The 21,695-nt window shown below is 48.5% G+C and carries 19 protein-coding genes; 5 read left to right on the top strand and 14 right to left on the bottom strand.

The annotated features are described in order from the left end of the window. Window position 1: 1 nt before the first annotated feature. Both AC0YNX_RS05190 and AC0YNX_RS05185 read right to left on the bottom strand, forming a co-directional pair. Window positions 2-889 carry a carbohydrate ABC transporter permease gene (locus tag AC0YNX_RS05190; RefSeq protein WP_475815187.1) on the bottom strand — a complete coding sequence of 296 codons (888 nt, stop codon included), beginning with the start codon at window positions 887-889 and terminating at the stop codon, window positions 2-4. Then, window positions 889-1,761, bottom strand: coding sequence for a carbohydrate ABC transporter permease (locus AC0YNX_RS05185; RefSeq protein ID WP_475814562.1), 873 nt, complete (start codon window positions 1,759-1,761; stop codon window positions 889-891). Before AC0YNX_RS05185 ends, AC0YNX_RS05190 begins: the two co-directional genes overlap by 1 nt. Window positions 1,762-1,867: 106 nt before the next feature. Between AC0YNX_RS05185 and AC0YNX_RS05180 the strand changes: the two genes are divergently transcribed. Then, the gene (locus AC0YNX_RS05180) at window positions 1,868-2,566 is read left to right on the top strand and encodes a response regulator transcription factor (RefSeq protein WP_475814561.1); all 699 of its coding nucleotides are present in this window, start codon (window positions 1,868-1,870) and stop codon (window positions 2,564-2,566) included. Next, window positions 2,563-4,365, top strand: coding sequence for a sensor histidine kinase (locus AC0YNX_RS05175; RefSeq protein WP_475814560.1), 1,803 nt, complete (start codon window positions 2,563-2,565; stop codon window positions 4,363-4,365). Before AC0YNX_RS05180 ends, AC0YNX_RS05175 begins: the two co-directional genes overlap by 4 nt. Before the next feature lie 50 nt (window positions 4,366-4,415). On the opposite strand, the gene AC0YNX_RS05170 is transcribed toward AC0YNX_RS05175, so the two are convergent. The 5 genes from AC0YNX_RS05170 to AC0YNX_RS05150 all read right to left on the bottom strand — a co-directional run bounded on the left by AC0YNX_RS05170 (window position 4,416) and on the right by AC0YNX_RS05150 (window position 9,983). Next, window positions 4,416-4,640: a hypothetical protein gene (locus tag AC0YNX_RS05170; protein WP_475814559.1), complete on the bottom strand. Its 225-nt coding sequence runs from the start codon at window positions 4,638-4,640 to the stop codon at window positions 4,416-4,418. Further along, window positions 4,640-5,815: a Ger(x)C family spore germination protein gene (locus AC0YNX_RS05165; protein WP_475814558.1), complete on the bottom strand. Its 1,176-nt coding sequence runs from the start codon at window positions 5,813-5,815 to the stop codon at window positions 4,640-4,642. The genes AC0YNX_RS05170 and AC0YNX_RS05165 overlap by 1 nt, the downstream gene beginning before the upstream one ends. 2 nt (window positions 5,816-5,817) lie before the next feature. Next, window positions 5,818-6,918: a GerAB/ArcD/ProY family transporter gene (locus tag AC0YNX_RS05160; RefSeq protein ID WP_475814557.1), complete on the bottom strand. Its 1,101-nt coding sequence runs from the start codon at window positions 6,916-6,918 to the stop codon at window positions 5,818-5,820. Window positions 6,919-6,940: 22 nt separating this feature from the next. After that, the gene (locus AC0YNX_RS05155) at window positions 6,941-8,500 is read right to left on the bottom strand and encodes a spore germination protein (protein ID WP_475814556.1); all 1,560 of its coding nucleotides are present in this window, start codon (window positions 8,498-8,500) and stop codon (window positions 6,941-6,943) included. Between the two features lie 208 nt (window positions 8,501-8,708). Continuing rightward, entirely contained in the window at window positions 8,709-9,983 is a 1,275-nt protein-coding gene (locus tag AC0YNX_RS05150) for an MFS transporter (RefSeq protein ID WP_475814555.1), read from the bottom strand. Between the two features lie 200 nt (window positions 9,984-10,183). On the opposite strand from AC0YNX_RS05150, the gene AC0YNX_RS05145 reads away from it, so the two are divergent. Further along, window positions 10,184-11,038 (top strand): manganese catalase family protein, encoded by an 855-nt coding sequence (locus tag AC0YNX_RS05145; protein ID WP_475814554.1) that lies wholly within the window; start codon window positions 10,184-10,186, stop codon window positions 11,036-11,038. Between the two features lie 46 nt (window positions 11,039-11,084). Here AC0YNX_RS05145 and AC0YNX_RS05140 read toward each other — a convergent pair whose 3' ends face one another. The 3 genes from AC0YNX_RS05140 to AC0YNX_RS05130 all read right to left on the bottom strand — a co-directional run bounded on the left by AC0YNX_RS05140 (window position 11,085) and on the right by AC0YNX_RS05130 (window position 12,986). Next, window positions 11,085-11,297 carry a small, acid-soluble spore protein, alpha/beta type gene (locus tag AC0YNX_RS05140; protein WP_475814553.1) on the bottom strand — a complete coding sequence of 71 codons (213 nt, stop codon included), beginning with the start codon at window positions 11,295-11,297 and terminating at the stop codon, window positions 11,085-11,087. A 96-nt stretch (window positions 11,298-11,393) separates the two neighbouring features. Continuing rightward, window positions 11,394-12,449, bottom strand: a complete 1,056-nt coding sequence (locus AC0YNX_RS05135) for a phosphotransferase enzyme family protein (protein WP_475815186.1) — start codon at window positions 12,447-12,449, stop codon at window positions 11,394-11,396. Between the two features lie 15 nt (window positions 12,450-12,464). Beyond that, on the bottom strand, window positions 12,465-12,986 hold the full coding sequence (locus AC0YNX_RS05130) for a GNAT family N-acetyltransferase (protein ID WP_475814552.1): 522 nt from the start codon (window positions 12,984-12,986) through the stop codon (window positions 12,465-12,467). Window positions 12,987-13,136: 150 nt separating this feature from the next. Here AC0YNX_RS05130 and AC0YNX_RS05125 point away from each other — a divergent pair, with 150 nt between their 5' ends. After that, window positions 13,137-17,657: a DUF7507 domain-containing protein gene (locus AC0YNX_RS05125; protein ID WP_475814551.1), complete on the top strand. Its 4,521-nt coding sequence runs from the start codon at window positions 13,137-13,139 to the stop codon at window positions 17,655-17,657. Between the two features lie 30 nt (window positions 17,658-17,687). Then, window positions 17,688-18,869, top strand: a complete 1,182-nt coding sequence (locus AC0YNX_RS05120) for a DUF7507 domain-containing protein (RefSeq protein ID WP_475814550.1) — start codon at window positions 17,688-17,690, stop codon at window positions 18,867-18,869. A 116-nt stretch (window positions 18,870-18,985) separates the two neighbouring features. Here the strand turns inward: AC0YNX_RS05120 and AC0YNX_RS05115 are convergent, their stop codons facing one another. The 4 genes from AC0YNX_RS05115 to AC0YNX_RS05100 all read right to left on the bottom strand — a co-directional run bounded on the left by AC0YNX_RS05115 (window position 18,986) and on the right by AC0YNX_RS05100 (window position 21,686). Beyond that, on the bottom strand, window positions 18,986-19,609 hold the full coding sequence (locus AC0YNX_RS05115) for a thioredoxin family protein (protein WP_475814549.1): 624 nt from the start codon (window positions 19,607-19,609) through the stop codon (window positions 18,986-18,988). Between the two features lie 186 nt (window positions 19,610-19,795). Beyond that, on the bottom strand, window positions 19,796-20,131 hold the full coding sequence (locus AC0YNX_RS05110) for a DoxX family protein (protein ID WP_475814548.1): 336 nt from the start codon (window positions 20,129-20,131) through the stop codon (window positions 19,796-19,798). An 85-nt stretch (window positions 20,132-20,216) separates the two neighbouring features. After that, window positions 20,217-20,642 carry a MarR family winged helix-turn-helix transcriptional regulator gene (locus AC0YNX_RS05105; protein WP_475814547.1) on the bottom strand — a complete coding sequence of 142 codons (426 nt, stop codon included), beginning with the start codon at window positions 20,640-20,642 and terminating at the stop codon, window positions 20,217-20,219. Window positions 20,643-20,831: 189 nt separating this feature from the next. Further along, window positions 20,832-21,686 carry a serine/threonine protein kinase gene (locus AC0YNX_RS05100; protein ID WP_475814546.1) on the bottom strand — a complete coding sequence of 285 codons (855 nt, stop codon included), beginning with the start codon at window positions 21,684-21,686 and terminating at the stop codon, window positions 20,832-20,834. Window positions 21,687-21,695: the final 9 nt, after the last annotated feature.

Raw genomic sequence — 21,695 nt, 5'->3', positions numbered from 1 at the left:
GTTAACCCTTAAGCCCTGATAGCTGAATACCAGCAATCAGATCGTTCTCGCCATAGAGAAAAATGAACAGCATCGGCGCCATGTAAAGCACGGAAGCAGCAAATGCGATGCCAAGCTCCCCTTCTCGTACCGTGGACAAATAGACGGAAAGCGGTTGTTTATACGCATCAGTGAGCATAATAAGCGGCTGCTCAACCATGTTCCAGTTATCGATAAAGAGCAGAATAACGAGTGCTGCGAGACCCGGTCGGCACATTGGCAGCACCACTCGAAAGAAGAGCTGCATGTGGCCTGCACCGTCCATTTTGCCTGCTTCGACATAAGCGTAAGGAATTTGCTCGATAAACTGTCTCAGCAGGAATACCCCGAATGCGGAGAAGATGCCTGGCCATATAATCGCGCCGAAACTATTTAGAAGTCCGAGCCGGTCAGCAATAATGTAATTGGGCACAAGCGTCACCTGAAACGGCATCAGCATCGTAATGAGATACAGGAAGAACAACTTGTCCCTCCCGGGAAACCTCAGCTTGCCAAGCGCATAAGCCGCCAGCGAAGCGACAATGACTTGCCCTATAATGATCGGCACGGTCATGACTACCGCATTCCAGAACATGAATAGGAATTGCGGCTTCCGAAACAGTGCTTCTCCGTACTGCTCAAACGTTACTTTGTCAGGCACAAGCTTGAGGATCGCATACTCATTCGGATGCTTCGCAGAGCTTGAATCGTTGTCCCCGCTTGGCGACAAGATCCCATATGCACTGCCGATCTCACCCTCCGACATGAAGGAATTACTCACTGTAAACAGAAGCGGAAACAGCATGATTACAACGAAGAACGCAAGCATGATGGTGAGCAACGTTTTCTTCAGAACCCGAGTCTTCTGTATCATTGCATCCACCTCCTTGCGCGCCGCTCCAGCCGGAACAAGATGGACACAAACAAAGCAATCGCAATAGCCATGACATAAGCTGCAGAGGTGAGCTTCTGGTAATCGAGTGATGCGAACATATTGTTCATATAGTGCTGCAGCATATAAATACTGTCATTGGGGTATTCTCCGGCAATCAAATAGGTCTCGCGGAAAACCTTGAACGAACCGATGACCGACATAATGAAGACGAAGAACATCGTTGGCGTTAAATAGACGAGTGTGACATGACGCAGTTTCCACCACCAACCTGCGCCTTCAACGGAAGCTGCTTCGTAATAATCCTCAGGGATATTTTGAAGTCCTGCTAGATAAAGCACCATGTTGTAGCCCATGTTCTTCCACAGATAAACCAAGATAACGACGGCTCGTGCAGTGTTTGAACCCATCCAATCCTTCGTCGCCAGCCCGTGGTCATGCAGGAAAGCATTCAGATATCCATTGTTGTCGAACAGAATTTGCCACAGCATGACGATCGAAGCTACCGGAACGACAAGCGGCATCACATAGAACGTTCTCATCCAGTTCCGAGCGTACACTTCTCGCATGAGCAACAGCGCCAATATCAGCGATAGCGTCATCAATAGCGGTACGCTCACCGCCGTGAATAGAGCCGTATTCGACGCAGCCTTGTGAAACGAACTGCTCTGGAATAGCTCCTTGTAGTTGGCAAGACCGACAAAGTTGCCGTTCACCGGACTGTCTACCAGTGAGTAGTAACAGCCTGCAGCAAACGGGAGCAGATAGAACAGACTAAAGCCTGCCAAGCTTGGCGCCAGGAACAAGATCGCCACACTGCCATCGCGTCGCAACAAGCGTTTGAATTTCATAACAACCTCCTATACGATAGTGAGTAATGATGATTGTGTTTCCGACAGTTGTAACTATAAAAGAGCGATGTGACAGCTGTGTGACAATGAAGGAGGAAACGATATTTTGTACGGGAAAGTGTTGATTGTAGAAGATGAGCCCCTCATTAGGCAGCTCATTGCCGACTATCTGCAAGCCGAGAACATTGAGGTAATCGAGGCGTCAAACGGCAAGGAGGCACTGCGCTTATTCGATTCGGAGTCGGTTGCCCTCGTAATTCTGGACATTATGATGCCGAAGCTAGATGGTTACAGCGTCTGTCACTCGATACGGGAACGGTCAGATGTGATGATTATAATGCTGACAGCGAGATCCAATGAGGATGACAAGCTGCATGGTTACGAGCTCGGCGCGGACGATTATATGACCAAGCCGTTCAGCCCTAAGGAGTTGACCGCGAAGGTCAAAGCGCTTCTCAAGCGGGCGGAACTCATGGCCGCAGCTTCGCCCGCTGCGATGGATCAAGAAGGTCTTATTTCGCTGGACGGGCTGACAATTAATAAAGCGTCTCACGAGGTTATGGTCGATGGCGAGGAGCTTACGCTGGCTCCGAAGGAATATGATCTTCTGCTCTATATGTATCACAATCGGAATATTGTGCTGACGCGGGAGATGATGCTCAATCAGGTATGGGGCTTCGATTATTTCGGGGATGAGCGTACAGTCGACACCCATATTAAGCGTCTGAGGCAGAAGCTTGGCAACAAAGCGGAGCTTATCTGCACGATGCGCGGCAATGGCTATCAGTTCAAGGTGAAGCGATGAAACAGAGACGCAGCATTGCATTTAAGCTGTTTATCGTCACGGCGATATCATTCGTAGCGTTCATTACCCTCATCATGGTGCTGCAGCTGTCTTTCTTCGAGAGCTATTACGAACGGCAGAAGATTACGGACATAAAGCAGGAGTTCACGGGACTGCGGGATAAATATGTCGTTGTAGGCGACGATGCTTCTGCTCCTGGAACGGATGCGCCCGTTGCTCCGAATAGCCCCGATAATTCTCCAGACGCGGACACGCAGAGTAAGCCCGTTTCGCCATCAGATACAACCAATTCGAGAACATCGGAGACGACTACGGCACCGGAGTACGGGGATTACACGCCAGTTGGAAAATCAGGGAGCGACGATGCGAACTCCGCAGGTTTACCGCTCTATTTCTCGCCTTTCGAGAGCAACTACTATGCTTTGACTGCGAGGTTTCAGATCGAGCAGGATGGTATTAAAGCGATTGCAATCGGTGCCGGCAGGAAGCAAAAAAGCATCATGATCAGCAAAAATCAGTTGACTGGCGAAGAGCTGAGAACGATTCAGAGCCCCTTCTCCCCGGATCAAATGAACAATTTGATGACAGGCGTTGCCCAGTGGTTGCAGGACAAAGTGAAAGTAAGCCAGGTGTTTGACAGCAAGGAAACCGTCGTATACCGTGCCCAAGGATTGGGGCCGGACAAGCTCGGCAATAATCAGCTCATTGTGGCAGCCGCGCTCCCCTCTGCCGAAGGCAAACGCCAAGTTCTCTTTGCCGTCTCTTCGTTGCGTCCGGTCAGCGATGCGGGAGCTGTCATCCAGGATTTCTATCTGTATTTCTACGGACTTGCTATCGTACTCATCTTGCTTCTGTCCTTTATTTACTCCGGCATGATTACGAAGCCGCTGCGCAAGCTGAATCAAGTGGCCCTCCGGCTCTCCAAGCTGGACTTCTCGGTGAAGAGCGACATGAAGCGCAATGACGAGATCGGCACCCTGTCGCAAACATTCGAATTTCTCTCCGATAATTTGCAGCATGCGCTCGGCGATCTGCAATCGGCGAACATTCAGCTCAAGGAAGAGTTCGAGAAAGAAAAGCAGCTGGAATCGATGCGGCGCGATTTCATTGCGGGCGTCTCCCATGAGCTCAAGACGCCGATCAGTCTCATCAGCGGCTATGCAGAAGGCCTGCGAGATGGAATTGGCGGCGCCGAGAAGCGTGATCAATACCTCGGCGTCATTATGAACGAGACGAAGCGGATGTCCGGACTTGTCAACGATATGCTGGATCTGGCTCAGCTGGAATCCGGCAAGTACCGGCTTGTCAGCGATGTATTCGATCTTCGCGCATGCACGATTGCCTTCTTGGAGCGGCATGCGGAGCCGTTGGAACGCAAAGCAATCAAGCTGTCTGCAAAGCTCCCCGAACAACCTGTTGATCTGCCTGCATACGGGGACCGATTCAGACTTGAGCAGGTGCTGGTGAATCTAATGAGCAACGCGATTCGACACACGCCTGATTCAGGCGCCATCAAGCTGCAGATTACCGAAGAACCCAGCAAGTGGCTGGTCTCGCTCTGGAATGAAGGCGATGCGATACCTCCTTCCGAACTGAAGCGGATATGGGAGCAGTTCTATCGGGCTGATATTTCCCGCAGCCGGGAATTAGGCGGCACCGGCATCGGTCTCGCCATCGTGAAGCATATTTTACTGCTGCACGGCAGCACGTACGGCGTTCGCAACCAAGACGGCGGCGTGGAGTTCTACTTCACCGTGGCGAAAGCAGAACAAGAAAGAAGCCTGGACACCACTGATTAAGTGGTGTTCCGGGCTTCTTCTCTTGCGCCAAGCTCCGACTGAGCTGGTTATTATTTGAGCAGCCGCTTCATTGGACTGTAGATGTAAGTAATCAGATCGGTCGGTCCGTAGAGTTCTGGTTGAACTAACAGCACGAGCGCTAATGAGAGGCCGAATAGGCATAACCATAATACGGTTCGTCGCTCTCTCTTCGATTTATTCCCCAGTTGTTTCCATTCATACATCGCAATAAGGATGACGATCAGTGAGATGCCCATACCTTCAAACCATTTCATTAGGAACCATTCACTCCTCTAAGCGGAACGCTTAAGCTTCGTTCCGTCTCACCTGGTCTTCGGACATAAATCTTGATGTCATACTTCACTTCAACCTCCGGGAATAGCTCAGACCAACGATTCTTATTTGCTTTCCAGGCTTTAGGATATTTGCGATGAAAGGCATCGGCAAAACCGAGCACATCAGTATTATGCTTCTTCTGAACCGTATGGAGAACCAGCTTCATTCGGTTCTCCAGGTCTTTACTAAGCTGTTTCTCTATAGCTTCCGCAACCTCCGGATCAGCAATGTTCAATTGCGTACCGTTCTGAATGGCATCGTCTTCAGACACGACCCTCACCTTTATTTGCCAATTGCCATTCGTAATTTTCGGAATCAGTTCCGAGTGAGCATGGAGTATTTTGAACGACATCTCCCTTTGCTGTCCAGGTGGCATGAGATCAATCGTAGCCGTCTCAAGCTCGTTCCTGAACCATAACATGCCGCGGGTCTTGATCGCATCCAAGCGACCGACCATCTTGTCTCCTTTAAATATCGCTGTACCGATGATATAGGGAACTTCATTTTGAGTTTTCATTTGTGGAAGCACTGGTTCCATATCAATCCAGGGAACGGTAGCCGTCTGTGCTTCACCGTTAATCATTTGCATGACATCTTTAACGGTTGTATGAACCATATTTCTCGATTTGGCCATCTCTCGCAGCAATTCGGATGAGCTCAGCTCAATGTTAGGCTCAGCGGTCAAAAAGTCAATTGACGGTCTCTGGCTAACGAACAGATTGATGCGAAGCCGGCTTTCAGGGAAACGCGCGATGAAGTCGATATGTTCACGGATTCCTTCCCTCGCCAGAGCCTCCTGAATGATGCACACCGTCGTATGTCCAAAAAATAATTTGCGTGAGAATTTCAGCTGCAGCTTGGATAATGCATTGGCAAAATTCGTACCATCCACCCAGTTGACGACCGTTAGCCTTTGATCCGGCTTCTTAAACTGAGAGCTCGGATTCGGAACGATAATCTGAACAGCCAGACGTATGCCATTGCCTTTCGGTGCTTTATCCAGACCAATCGCCGTGACGAGAGCCAGATCGTTAATTTCCACTCGGTTCCAGCAACCGCTTAGAAACAATACACTACAGAGCAGAAGCATACACAGGAAGATTCGTGCATTCACCTTTACACGTCCTCTCGCTTCAGCCTTCTCCGTTTACTTAGCAATAGAAGGATCAGCAGCAGCAACGGAATCACCGTTTGAACCGTCGTCAAATAAAACGGGAAGCTCATGCTTATAAAATCTATTAATTCTTGTCTGCTTCTGGCCGCCCAAATGGAGGTTACAATGGCTATAAAGCCGATTGGAAATACGATTGGACGATAACTTGATAAACCGAATAATTGCGCTGTACTTAGCGCTAGCACATAATAAAACACGGAAATCTTGATAAACGTAGTACTGATCCAAATCGCCATTGTAGCCGATTCCAAGTGCTGAAAAAAATCAGACACACTGATGTAGCCGGAAGCCGCGAGCAGCGGGTCGATCAGTTCCATTACCGTGTTCCCGAATAAGAAAAGACAGACCACATTAACGGTTGACATCGTTGCCATAATGGCGACGATCGCGATCAAGCCCCACTTCATCCCCTTGTTCCGATCTTTGACATAAGGCAGCATGAATGAAGTAATGATGAAATCCGAGAACCATCCCTGAGCGACCAACGCACCTTTCACGGATGGCCATGGCCCGTCATCGAAAACAGGCAGCAGCAGCTTCGGATCCAAATCCGGTATCAGCAGGAGCAGAAGCAGCACAAGAAGAATGACAAACACCGGCAGGAATAGCTGCCCTACACGGGCGATTACTTCCAATCCACAACGAACGGCAAGTCCGCAAAGGAATACCATCGTACCCATAATGACCCATATCGGCGTCTCGGTTAAGAAAGATCCTAGAACAAACTCCCCATATTGCCGGATGATGATACCCAGATTGTGCATATAGAATAGAACAATTACGCAACCCAGTATTTTACCAGCAAACGAACCTAGCAGCTGTTCTCCGATCTGAATCAACGTATAGCTTGGAAACCGTTTATTCAACATAACAGCAATCCAGAGCGTGATAATGCCAACAATGGATGCCCAGATTGGCGATAACCACATGTCATTGCCTGCCAGCTTGCCCATCGTAGCAGGCACCGTAAGCAACAAGGTGGCAATAACCGCCGGGTACATAAGCACTCCCATTTGCAAAGAAGATATTCTTCCCGATTCCATGTGGCACCCCCTTCTTCGTGGATTACTTATCGTCTGGAGGGCTAGGTTTCTGCCCTGGTCCCTGCCGGAACTCATTGATCATTCTGTTGAATGCCGGACGTTTATTCATCATCCACCATGGAGCCCGAATAATTGTATCCTTGATTTCATCTGTTTTTAACGGAGCGACTCCGGACAGATACGGGATTCCGAACGATTTCAGATTACATAGATGCAGAGCTACGGCACATACGCCAAGCATGACCCCGACCAATCCGAGAATAGAGGCCAGAATCATGAACGGAAAGCGAAGCATCCGAATCGAGATGCCTACCGGATAATTAGGGATAGCGAAGCTGGCAATACCCGTTAACGCCACGATAATGACCATCGGGGCAGATACAATACCTGCTGTGACGGCAGCTTCTCCGATGACTAATGCGCCTACAATACTAACAGCGGAACCCACCTGCTTGGGAAGACGTATTCCCGCTTCCCGCAGAGCTTCGAATGTGACTTCCATTAATATGGATTCAATGACAGCCGGAAACGGTACCATTTCTCTTGAAGACGCGATCGTCAATAGAAGCGAGCTTGGAATCATCTCCTGATGATACGTGATTAGCGCAATATAAACAGAAGGAAACCCTAATGCCAGAATAGCTAATGCATACCTCAGCCAGATAATGACTGTTCCCATCATCCATCGTTGATAGTAATCCTCCGCACTGACAAGCAAGGCGAAGAGCGAAGTCGGAACGATCAACGTAAACGGCGTTCCATCCGTGAGAATAGCAACTCGGCCTTCGAGCAATCCGGCGGCTACGACATCAACCCTTTCCGTGCTTTGAATCTGAGGAAAGGGCGAGAACGGATTATCTTCAATTAATTCTTCGATATAGCCCGATTCCAGAATACCGTCGATATTTATTTTATTTAATCGGTTCTCTACTTCTTCGACAAGCTTGGGGTCCGCAATACCCTCAATATAGACCACATTGACTTTTGTTCGCGTAACCTCGCCTAGCTCGATTTTCTGGAATTTCAACATCGGCGATCTGATCTTTCGCCTCAATAAGGTCACATTATCTGTAATGCTTTCTATGAATCCCTCGCGAGGTCCACGTACCACCGTCTCGGATTGAGGCTCTTCAATCGCTCTTTTACTCGCTTTACTTAACCCGCAGGCGAAGCCGGTGGTTGACTGATTCAACAGCAGAACAGGATTGCCAAACGATATCGACTCCACAATATCGTTAATCGTGTAGACTTCATCTATTTTGGTAATGGAGATCGACTGTCTCACCAGCGCCATGATCGGCTCATCAGACTCAGACCCTTGAGCTTCCACTCGCAACAATGGCTTCATTATGGACAAATCCATGAGTTCTTCGTTCGATAGACCCTCAATATAGATCAAGAGCGCGGAAGTCCCCATCGTTTCAAATCGTCGAAAGACGACATCCGAGCTAGTGGAATAAAGCGATTCGAGTATTTCGATGTTGAGCTCAAGATCGGATTCGAGCACCCTATTCTCTTGGTTTAACGAGGAATCGGCTTCATCCTTCGCTTTGCTGCCGGTGAGCGTTTTGGATTGAACCATGGATCTCAATTTTCGATGTAACGGCACAGATTTCACCTTCTGACTTGTTGAAAACTCATATGTACTATTTCCCAATTGAGTTGACTTATGCAAAAGGGGCTTCTGACAGCGACAAGAAGTCGCAGCTGAAAGCAATAAAAAAATCCGCATGGATGCGGATTCTAATGGATATTTGTTCTTGTCCTCTTCCGCGTGCGTTTCTATGCCGTCATTTGTTTACTCCTGCATGTTGAGGCTTTAGCATGAATAGATCCATTCCGGAACAGATGAATGCGCAAGCAGCGAATATATAGAAGAGCCAATTCTCTTTCTCCATCATGACGGAAGCAATTAATGGACCGAGAGCAACGCCGATGAAGCGTGCACTACTATACAAGGATGTAATGGTTCCGCGTTGCTCCTCCTCTATTCCTTCCGTAATGAGTGCATCCAGACTTGGAAGCACGAGGCCGATGCCGCCTCCGCTTATGAACATCATCGAGATGAGGAACCACAGGCTATTCGTATGGATCAGCGCACAGATCAGCATAGCAGCCATTAGAACAATATTGCCGATAACGCTGAAAACCTTCATCCGTTGCTTGTTCTCACCGACTACTTTGCCCGTCAAATACGATAACCCGCATATTGCACTTAAAGGGATTGCAAGCAATAATCCTTTCTTGATGCCATGAATATGGTAACTATCTTCCAATACCGAAGATAAATCATACAAGAAACCAAACATGATGAACATGACCAAGCCGCCGATTGCGAATATGGCATATAACCAATGGCCTTTCTTCACTAATAACGATGAAGTCGTACGGATGAACGTACTGAACCGATTATCCTTGTCAGAAGCTTTGGCTGAAGCTTTATGTGAAGTTTTGTCTGAAGTTTTGTCTGCCGCCGAATTGTTTGGGCTTGGCGTCTTGACCAGAAATATGACAGATACAATGGATATCAGGGAAATGACAGGGATTATAGCAAGTGGCAGGAACCAGACGACTAGCGCAAGAGCAGAGCCTAATACAGGACTTAGAACTTTTCCAAACGTATTGGAGGTTTCGATGATGCCAAGCCCACTGCTTACCTCTTCCTTGGTATCAAACATATCGCCGACCAGCGGGATGACGATCGGAAATGCGCCAGCAGCTCCAATGCCCTGAATGATTCTCCCCACCAAAATAATAGTGTAGCCGCCATTCTGAGTCATCTTCCAGGCTGCCAGTCCCGATATGATTCCCCCAATAGCGACAATGGATAAACCAATAATGATAATTCGCTTACGTCCGAATCGATCCGACAAGTAACCGGCAATCGGAATACAAATGATGGAAATCGCTGCATATACCGTAATGATTAAGCTGGTTTGCAAACCATTTAATTTAAGCTTTCGCTGCATGAGCGGAAGTATGGGGATGAGCATGGAATTTGCAAGTGTCATAATGAGCGGAATGGAAGAAAGTGCTGCTAGATCAAGCTTCTTTTTCTCTTTCACTTTGAGTTCCTTTCTGCCATTGAGCTGTTAACTACGGTAACCATAAATAATATCACTCGGTTTAGTGCGGTTTATCCTTGATCGTCTGAGAAATGGAGTATGTATTGCATGGGAAAAAGCCAAAGAACGAATTGGATATTAAGAAGCGCTAGAGGAGATTGTATCAAGGAGTATGAAATAAGAAGGAGGTTTTCAAACGCATGTATTATTACAAGGAAGAGCTCATTAACATTATTGAGCCGGATCAACCAGATCCAGCAGCGGCAAAGGTCCTTCAAGAGGCACTGGGCGGACAGTTCGGCGAGATGAGAACGATGATGCAGTATTTCTTCCAGAGCTCGAACTTCAGAGGGAAAGATCAACAATTCCGGGATTTGATCCGCGGTGTCTTCTTGGAAGAAATCGCTCACGTTGAGCTGGTGCAGAATACAATCAATCAATTGTTGAACGAAGCCGGGCTCTCGACTCCTGGGAACGCTGGAGCGGATGCTGCCCCGATTGATGAGGCGGTTAAGCACGGGAATCCTCATCATTTCATTATGGGTGCTAAAGCTTCATTACCTGTTGATGCCGGCGGCAACCCTTGGAGCGGCTCGTATGTATATAGCCATGGTAACTTAGTTGCGGATCTGCTCAATAACGTCGTACTTGAATCAACTGGCGTGCTCCAGAAGAGCAGAATTTATGAGATGAGCTCCAACAAAACGTTCCGTGAGACAATCGGGTTCTTAATCGTACGTGATAATGCCCATCAGAATGCATTTGCGAAGGCGCTGGAGAAGCTAGGCGTTGAATGGGGCAAATTATTCCCTGTCCCGAATTACGACATTAATAAATATCCGGAATGCCGCAAATATGTTGACCTCGGCTATCATAATGCCCAGTTTAACTTTAGACTCGATCCAACCCGAATCGGCGAAATCTTCTCAGGTACAACTCCAAGCCGTAATGGAGGCGAACTGTCGGTGACAGAACCTCCTAAAGGCTTTCCAGTTCCTCAGCTGCCGGATATGCCGAATGAACATAGCCCTGGGCTTTATGATATGAGCCACTAAATTGAAAAAGGCTCCACCGCTCAAGCGGGGGAGCCTTTCTTCGTTTCTAACGGAAGTTTTGCGATCCACCAAGACTTTGCTCAGCGATTTGAACCAATCTCCGAGTAATGGAGCCACCGATCTTGCCCGCATGGTATGTCGACAAATTTCCATTATACCCGTCCGGGGATAACTGAATGCCAAGTTCCTGTGCGACTTCATACTTAAGCATGTCTAATGCTTGAGATGCTTGCGGTACCACTAATGTGTTCTTTGCCATTTGTAAAATCCTCCTTCGTATATGGGATGATTTTACTTTCTCCAATTTACACAATTGTATGCGCATAAAGAAGGATTACTAATGATCTCGTTCCTCCTATTCAAAGGGGTCTTCACACGAGTAAATGTTATGGAAAAATCCCATATAAGGAATATCATCTTCCAGGCATTTAATCCGGTACGACAACTCCGCGTCACACTTCGGCTCTTCACCATTGTTTCGCATGACCTCGAATGCGTCTACAATACTTTCCATGAGGTTGACTTGGATAAATAAAGGTAACATATCCAACATCGAATTATCGATTCCGGTTTCTGATCTGTACCCCGAGAGGGCCGTATCGAAATACGCATCCATGAACGTCTTGCGTTTACCTGCGTCTGGTTCAAATTGTATCCAGCCCATGCCTTGTGTCCAAAGGCTTGCTATGTCAAACAAGTACCAACAATAACAGGAGTTATCGAAATCATATACGGTTAGTTGTCCGTTATCATAATTTATCGAATAATTCCCATCGTTGTAATCAAAATGGACCATACCGAAAGAGTCACTGTTCCTGTCCATTGATAGTAAAGTTTCAAGAAGAAGTAACAGCTTCTCCTTGAGCACAGGTAATGAGCCGGGGATTAGTTCTTCGATGTAGTCAGCATTGTATTTATCAAAAAAACTGTACCGGCGATGAGTAGGCGTATATCCTTTCGATATGTGGTGCATCTTCCCCAGAACTTTACCGCAATTAAAGTAATATTCGGTAATGGGAACGCCTTCCCGGTACCGATAATGATTGTCTACAAGCAATTTTCCTTCAGCCTTCTTAAACAGGCAGACATAGTAGGTATGATTATGCTGAGTTATCTCTTCCAGCAGATTCCCCTTCAAGGAGCTGACCACATCCGCAACACTTCCGCCATGATCGGATAAATACCTGACATACTCAAGTTCACCGAGGAAGTCTTCTCGGACTCTATCCTTTAAGAAGGCGATTCTAAGGATCTTCGCATCTGTATCTTCTTTGTCGCAAGTATAAACGAGATTACGGCCTCCGTCATGTTCATTCACGCGCTTGATTTCATAGCCTTCTAATCCGTATAACTCACATATAAGTGGAAGTAAATACACTTCACTGATTTCAACAACCTCATTATATTTTATAAATATCTCCTCCAGTCAAAGTTCTCTCAGCGACTCAAAAACAAATACAGGACCATTCCATTTTTCATCATCTATGAATCTCTCTTGATAGTTGTTGTTTGGTTTATATTCAGAAATGACTTTTTTCCAGAACGTATAAGCAGGCTGGTTACTAACTGTCTGCCTTACTTCCCATGTACCAATAAACCGATTAAAGAGGGAATGTGCAACATTCTTGCCCACTCCTTTACGGCGGAACTTTCTCATAATAAAAAATTCACTAATGACGTTTGTTGCCTCAGCTGAGCTCAATTTCATATAATCCTTGGGAACATCCAAGCTTATTAGAACGAAACCCGCAATTTCCCCATCAACTTTCACTAGAAACGGACGACGGTACTCTTCTGTCCACTGATGATCGAAATATTTGTACAAGTACAACCCATGATCGTTTAATACATGTCCGTCAAACTCACTGCTATCGTAACGATATAATTGAATGAGATTGTTGAGCACTGTTTTTTCTTCATACGGAACTAATAAAACTTCAATATTCATATAAACCCTCCTATTCCAGGTTTATTTTACCATGTGGTATAAGGCTAAGTATGCTTATAACCAAACTTTCCTCCTAAGCATAACCTGTAAAATATTCGGTTCTAGAGGCAAATGACCACAAAAAAACAGTATCGGAGTTGTTTTCGAACGATGTCAGTACCGTCAGAACACCAACTTCAACCCGCGGAACTAGCGACGCTAGCGACGCAGGTGCCATGCTGCTTTATTCCGAACCAAGGACAGTTTAAACATGATCAGATTTGCTTTGTATCAAGAGGAGCGGCGTTTGAAGCTTCATTCACAACGGATGCAGCTATTTTCACTCTGTTCGATAGGTCAGGCGCAGAATTGCGAAGCAGTCGTCTGGATCTTCGATTCCTGGATATCAACCCCGGCATAAAGCCCGATGGCATGAAACCAGCAGGAGGCAAAATTCATTGCTTTAAAGCAGCAGATCCCGCTGGGTGGCGGACGGACATACCAACATTTCACCACATTCGCTACCTTGGACTTTGGCCGGAGATCGATCTCATCTTCCGAAGTGAAGGACGCAGCATCAAATATGATTTTGTCGTTCATCCCGGTGGGGACGCGGCTGCGATTCGCTTCGAGTATAGTGGAGCGGAGAAGGTCACGCTTGATGCAGACGGGAACCTGATCATTCAGACACCGTTCGGCGATATCATCGATCCTGCTCCCATCTGTTATCAGGAAATCGATGGCCAGCGAGTCGACGTTCTCGGCTCATTCGTTCTCGACTCCACCGAGCAGGAAGCTACAATCATCAGCTTCTTAATTGACCAGACCTATGACGAGTATACGCCGCTTGTGATTGATCCCGGCTTGGTCTACTCTACTTATTTAGGCGGATCAGGGAATGACGAGCCCTTCGGCATTGCGGCGGATAGCTCCGGCAGCGTCTACGTAACGGGAGTTACGACGTCGACGAACTTTCCGGTAACCCCAGGCGCGGTGCAAACGGTACCGGCTGGAGACCGAGAAGCATTCATAACGAAGCTGAACCCGACACTCAGTGCATTGGTCTATTCCACATATCTGGGCGGATCCGCGTATGATGTTGGCCAAAACATCTCGGTAGATGCGAGCGGCAATGCCTATGTGACGGGCAGAACCTACTCCGATAACTTCCCGGTTACGCCAGGTGCGATTCAAACGACTTTCGGCGGATTAAGCGATGCGTTCATCGTGAAGATAAGTCCAGATGGAAGCTCGCTGCTCTACTCGACCTATTTTGGCGGAGTTGGACACGACTACGGTCTTGGCATTGCGATCGATAGTACTGATAATGCTTATGTGACGGGATTTACGGCGTCTCCCAATTTGCTCGTAACGGCAGGGGCATTTCAAACGACCTATGGGGGCAATAATGACGGGTTCGTTGCGAAGCTTAGCGCGAGCGGCGCGCTGATCTATTCGACCTTCCTCGGGGGATCAAGCGGGGATAACGGAACCGCAATTGCTGTCGATAGCAACAGCAATGCCTATGTGACCGGAAATACGAGCTCGACGAATTTCCCCACTACGCCAGGAGCTCTGCAGACTTCGCGGCGAGGAACAGGCGACGCCTTCGTTACCAAGCTGAATGCCGCAGGCAGCTCCCTTGTCTATTCCACTTATCTAGGCGGTTCCAGTGTCGACTACTCTTATGGCATATCGGTTGACGCTGCAGGCAATGCTTATGCGGCCGGATACACCCGTTCCACCGACTTCCCGGTCACTCCCGGCGCTTATCAAACATCGTTTCTCGGTACCGCGGATATATTCGTATCCAAACTCAGTCCATCCGGGAATCCGCTTGTCTATTCGACTTACGTAGGGAAATCGAATTTCCAATTAGCTTACGGCAGCGGGCTGGATACCGGCGGCAATGTGTTCATTACAGGCTACACGTTAGCGACGGATTATCCGACTACGCCGGAAGCCATTCAGACGACGCTAAGCGGTACAAGGGATGCTTATGCCACGAAAATCAATGCGTTAGGCAACTCCCTAATCTTCTCATCATACCTCGGAGGTTCCGGAATCGACAGCGGCTCTGCCATCGCCGGAGATATTCTCGGCAATATGTACGTGACGGGCTATACCTTCTCCACTGACTTTCCTGTAACGCCAGGCGCTTTTCAAACGGTGCCGAACGGTCTGAACGAAGTATTCGTGACGAAATTCGGCCTCGTGCCAAGCATGACAATTTCGAAATCCGTAGACCGCACCGAAGTTCGTCCCGGCGAAACGGTAACGTATTTCATTACGATAACGAATACAGGCGAAACCGTGCTGACCAACATTGTCGTCGATGACGCAACCCTCAATATACTGAGCGTGATTCCTTCGCTCGAGCCCGGCATCGCGCACACGATAACGCCAACTTTTACCGTACCCCTTATTACCGCTCCAGGTACAATCACCAATACAGTTACTGTCAGAGCCGATCAATTGATAGAGCCCCAAATAGCAACAGCTGCCATTCATGTAGCCGCTTCCCCTGCGCTCTCCTTCACCAAATCCGTATCTACCGTGTTCGCCAATCCCGGCGATACGGTTGTCTTCACAATCACTGCGACGAATGTCGGAAATGTAGACTTAATCGGCATCGTGCTCACGGATCAGCTGCTCAATCTGAACGAAGCGATCGAACGTATCGAGGTTGGTGCCCAGCTCACGTTCAATGTGCCTTTTACCGTTCCATCCGATGCTCTCGCCGCCTCCATCATTGTGAATATTGCCGACATTGAGGGCGAGAATGTGCCGCGCCAGCAAGCCACTGCTGCTGTAACCGTCCTTGATCAGCCTCGCATGGAGCTGACCAAATCAGCCGATCGCGCCTCCGTGATTCCAGGTGACACGGTCAACTTTACGATTGCAGTGAGCAATACGGGCAATATCGCTCTGACGAATGTCGTGCTGACTGATCACCTGACCGGACAGAGCCAGACACTGCCAAGCTTAGCTGTCGGCCAGACCGAGACCTTCTCGGTCCCTTTCCTAATGCCTTTAGAATCACCACCAGGGATATATACGAACACGGTTGAAGCAATCTCCGATCAAACATCGCGCGTGACCGCTTCTGCCACCATAGAAGTGTTGGCCGTACCGCTTATCGGCGTGAGCAAGGTACCGAACACAGCTGCTGCTTCCCCTGGACAATTGATTCAATACCAGGTCACCATTGCCAACCCGGGCAACGTAAGGCTAACCGGTGTACGGGTCGTCGATGCGCTGCTTGGTATCGACACTGCCATTCCTGATCTCGCTGTTGGCGATGTCCATGAGCTTACACTGCCTTTCACCGTGCCCGCGGGGATGCCGATTGGGACTGATATTTCCAATCTACTCTCCGTCACCTCGAATGAAACAAGACCGACTGAAGTGCTGTCCAACGTTACCGTGGTGGATTTTGGACTCCGCATAACCAAGTCGGCTGATACGATTACAGCAGCGCCCGGCGATGTGGTCACCTACACGTTGACCGTCGAGAATCTACTTGCCACGACGCAGACGAATGTCACATTAAACGATCCTCTACTCGGAATTAGCGAGACGGTTGCGGTGTTGCCTATTGGTGGGACAATTGTCCGGACTCCTGCATTTATCGTTCCAGCCGCCTCCGCCAATGGCAGCGTGATCACCAACACATTCGAGGCAGCTTCCGATCAAACGCCGCTCCAGCGGACTTCAGCATCGGTTGCTGTTCAGATCCCTCCTGTTCCAGAGACAACAATCGCACTGCGGAAGCGATCCGAGAGCAATGTCGTATCCCCGAATGAAACAGTCATCTTCACGGTAGAAGTTACGAATACAGGAAGCAATGCGGCCACCAACATTGTAGTCACGGATGCACCGACAGGCGCTCAAATGAATGTTCCCGTTCTTGGTCCAGGCGAAACGGCCAATGTGCTCTTCCCATTTACGGTTCCGGCTACTGCCGTACAGGGTGATATCTTTGCCAACCGCGTAACAGCGACATGGACAGAGCAGCCAGCCGGTCTAGCTCCTCCACTCAGCGATGCGTCTGTCATTGTCGCATTACGGCGCTTCCTGCTGAACTTGACCAATGTTGTGAATCCCGCATTTGCGGATCCTGGCACAACAGTGATTTTCACCGTAACAGTCCGCAACTTGAGCGAGCAGGCGCTTACGAATGTCCGCGTCATTGAGCCGCTAACGGGCTTCAGTACGGTAATCGACTTGCTCGTTCCGGGAGAGAGCCGCTCGTTCAACCTGCCGTTCACGATCCCGCCGAATGCGATTGGCGGTACGGTATTCACGAGCCATGCCTTCGCCTTCTCCGATCAGACGCCGCTTCAACAAGTGCCTGCATCCGTAACGACATCGATACGCCCGAATGCCGTGCTTACCGAAACGGTGGATCGGCCAGAGGGACACCCTGGCGAGATCGTGTTCTTCACAATCCGTGTCCGAAATACGGGCAATGTCACGCTATTGAATGGACTGCTTACAGCGCCTCTGTTCCGCCTGCAAATTCGCGGTAATGCGTTTAAGATCGGGGCGGATTATTCGCTTCGCATCCCGTTCCTTTTGCCAAATGTCCGTGAAGATACCGTCATCGTTAGCCCCGTAACCGTGAGTTGGGATAACGGTCCAACGCTTGAAGCCACCGCTTCCGTTCGGGTTATCGTCGATGAAGAATAAGCTGAAGTTCACTGAAAAGGAGGGAGAAACATGCCATTGTCAGGTGTCATAACGTCGGACGTTGCCGCTACATTCGTTGGAGATACAGTTACTTATACCATACAAGTCTTCAATACCAACGATACCCCCGCGGTTGATGTCGTCTTAAGTGAACAGCTCTCTCCAGGCACGTCCATCATACCCGGCAGCCTCTTTATCGACTTAGTCCCTCAGCCTGGATTCGACCCGGAAGTGATTGCGCTTGGAACGATCCCGCCAGGCGGTATAGTTACTGTCACGTTAGAGGTGCATATTGATTTCATGCCTGTGCCGCCTCTGGTTACCAATCAAGCGACGATCTTCTATGCCATTGAACAGCCTCCACCTGATCCGCCTTTGACACAGCCGCCTGTATCCATCCCGCCGAATGTCATACCTGTTCTAGACTTGAGCCTGGATGCTGCCTTAAGTTCGAACCGAACGGCGACGATTCCTGGAGATATCGTTACCTTCTCGCTTCTCATAACGAATACCGGCACGATGAATCTAGCTCGCGTTCTCGTCCTTGATCCGATACCGACAGGCACCCAATTCGTCCCTGGCAGCGTCGTCGTAAACGGGATATCCCGTCCAGAAGCAAATCCAGCAGCCGGCATCCTTGCAGGGAGCTTAGCGGCCGGCCAAACCGCAACGGTCACCTATCAGGCTACCGTTGGTTCAACAGGACAACCGATTACGAACCAAGCCACCGTTCTCTTTACTCCGGATCTCCCGAATCGTACGCAGCTTGCGTTAAGAAGTTCATCGAACGTGGTCATTATACCTGTGTTTCTGCCGAAACTAGAGCTAGTTAAGCAAGCCAATCTCCCTGAAATTCCACTCGGAGAGGAGCTTACCTATACGCTCGCAGCCGTCAATTCCGGCAATACAGAACTCACAAACATTACAATAACAGACCCGCCTCCGGCCGGCACTCAGTTCGTTGCCGGGACCATTGTGATCGATGATATCCCGCAGCCCGCTGCCAATCTAACTCAAGGCGTCCTTGCCGGTAACCTATCGCCGGGTCAGCGTGTGAGCCTTACCTTCCGAGTCCGTGTCATCGATGACGGATCAAGCATCGTGAACCAAGCACGAGCTAGCTTCACGCCTACTGTCGCAGGTATTTCGTTCCAACCGCAACCGGCTGTGTCCAATCGAGTTGTAACTGGTATCTCTGAAGAAGGCGAGTAAGCCGAGAATGATGTAAAGAAAGTCCCGAGGAGTTGATCCTCGGGACTTTCTGCGGTGAATCCAGCATATTTACAAACCATTACCAAACTTATGTGATTCATTACTCATATGATTGTTTATCTGCTAACAATAGACTGAATTTCCTTAAGAATGGCATCCTGTTCTTGGCCGATGACTTCCGTTCTCCGAAGCTTCAGGAAGCGAAGCAACTCTCTTCTCTCCGTCTCTTCGAGCGCGCTGATCGGTTTTCCGCGGCCATCCAGCTCTGGATGCTCGGTCCAGAACGCTTCGATCCATCCGCCAAGAAGCGCGCTGATCTCCGCGGGGCGTTCAATGAAGACGCCGAGTTCTTGGCCTGATCCATCGAAGAATACATACGTGGGAATATGACTACGTCCATCAGCATGCTTATACAACTCAGCGATATCTTGATTACCCGGATCGCGGTTCAGGATATGCAAGCGCAGCTTATCCGTCTGTTCCGCGATTTTACCGAACAGTGGAAGATTTGCGACGACGTCCCCGCACCAATCGTGTGCAAGGACGAGAACATCCACTGGTTCCTCACGGTTGTTCAGGAAATCCAACTGCTGATCGTCTGGTGCATAAGCTTCGAAGTTAGCCGCTAGAGCTTGTTGGTTCACTTGCGCCTGCTCGGTGAAGGTTCTGAAAGAAACTGCTTCTTGAAATGCGCGTTCTCTTCTTTCGCGAGATAAGTTGGACGTCTTCGATAGGGTCATTGGAGTGCCTCCTATTTATCCGATTATTTTCATTGGTTTGGTATATATTATGAGCTTGCTTATCTGCGCTGGCTAATCGACTTTTTCTATTGGGCAATAGAACATTTAGAAACTAACTTGCCTATTGGCTTAATTAAGCTGCTCCCGAACCTTTGGCTAGAATCTCGGGAGCATTCCATTTACATGCTATAGCATGTAAATAGCGGTAACAAATGACACTATACACAATACGATTGCCGGAATTGCTTTCTTAAACGGATCTCTTGCAATGACAATCAACATAAATGCGGCAACCAGCATCGTCGAACCCAGCAGGAACCCTGAACATATAGCTAAGATTGGGAACCAAAATCCCGCAATCATCCCGAGCGCCCCCACAATTTCGATAGAACCGGTTAGAAAATTAAATATGGACGGGAGGCCAAGCTTTTTGAATTCATTTGCCATTTTTCCAGATATGATCGTGGTTCCTGTGAAAATAAAGAAGATCCCCAACACAGCTTGAACAATTGTAATCAACATGACGAAATCACTCTCTTTCTCGAATAATTAGATAGTGTGCCGAACTATATGCCATAGCATATATAATACAGAAAACCAGAAAACTTTAATCCCCCTCTACGTTAAGATAAAGTTTATGAAGCGTTCCATGAAGCAACGCAAGTTCATCTTGACTGAGATTACGGGTCAAATAATCGTGTGCTTCCTTTACCACAGGAAGAAGGCGCGTCTTAAGCTGCATGCCTTTGGTGCTCAGAAACAAGTCATGGGAGCGTTTGTCATGGTCGTTCTGCAGTCGCTTCACCATGCCTTTTTTTTCGAGCGAAGTAATCATTCTGACGACCGTGCTTTGATCCCTGTCAATCGCTTCGGCAATTTCTTTCTGCGTCATCGCTCGATCGCAATCAAGTACGCTGATGATTCCCCATTGTTCTGGAGTGACTTCATAGGGTTTCAATATTCTGATGAAGTAATTAGTGAGTTTCATATCGGTTTTATGGATAAGGAATCCAGTAAGATCAAATAAATTCATAGCAGACCTCTCGTCTATCTAAATGGTATTCATCGCATCTATATGCTATAGCATATATTAATTCACCACTAACGGATTGTCAAATTAATTGGAGCACTCAACTCTCTTTTTGAAAAAGACAAAGAAGCTGCATAAAAAAATCCGCTAAAATCGCGGATTAATTGACCTTATGTTCTTGTCCTCTCATAGTTACACGGTAATGCCAAGCGTCGCCAACACCTCTTCAAGCTCCTGCTCACATTCTGCAGCCGTACGATGCTTGCCTTCAAGCAGCCCTTGCACGAAAGCGACTACCACAGGGTTAAGCTCCAACTCCTCTTCCCAGCCAAGCTCCTGTTGGTCTTCTTTCGGTACATAGCCAGAATATATCAAAAACAAGAAGAGGTGGCCGAGGCCATACAAATCGCTGGTCGGATCAGGAACCCTCATCCTCTGCTTCACGGGTCCCCAGCTGTCCGCGAAACCACTTAGTCCGCTGCATCCGCCTACGTCATCACTTGCTTCGCTTATTGGTTCTTCCCCGATTCGGCAGGCTAAGCCAAAGTCAATCAAATAAATACATTCCTTATCGACCAGCACGTTAGGAATACGAACATCCCGGTGAACATAACCGGCTTCATGCATGTGACTAAGCGGACGCAGCAATTGCCGGATGAGAAGCAGAGCCTCCGTCTCGCTATATGCCCGTCCTTGCTCCATAATCGCATGTGCAATGCTACCTCCTTCCACAAGCTTCATGATGAGCACTTCTTCTTTGCGATTCACTGTATAATTCAACCATTTAGGAATTTGCGGATGATCGAGGCGCCGGAGAATATCGCTCTCCTGCTTAAGCATCATACGAGCGAATCTCTGCTTGCTTGGCTTTGCGCGCTTCATAAGAACGGCAATTCCGGTGGTCAGATCCGTACAGCGATACGCTTGACCATAGCTGCCCATGCCAAGGAACTGCTCAATCTGGTACCTTCCCGCCCAGACCGAGCCTTGACGCAGCGGGAAATCCAACCAATTGAGCTTCCATTGCCGCCACCACGAACTCCACATCCGAATCCC

This window comes from Paenibacillus sp. J31R98 (assembly GCF_056269245.1).
Note: the sequence above shows the minus strand (reverse complement) of the source record. Positions and strands in the feature narration are given on the sequence as shown.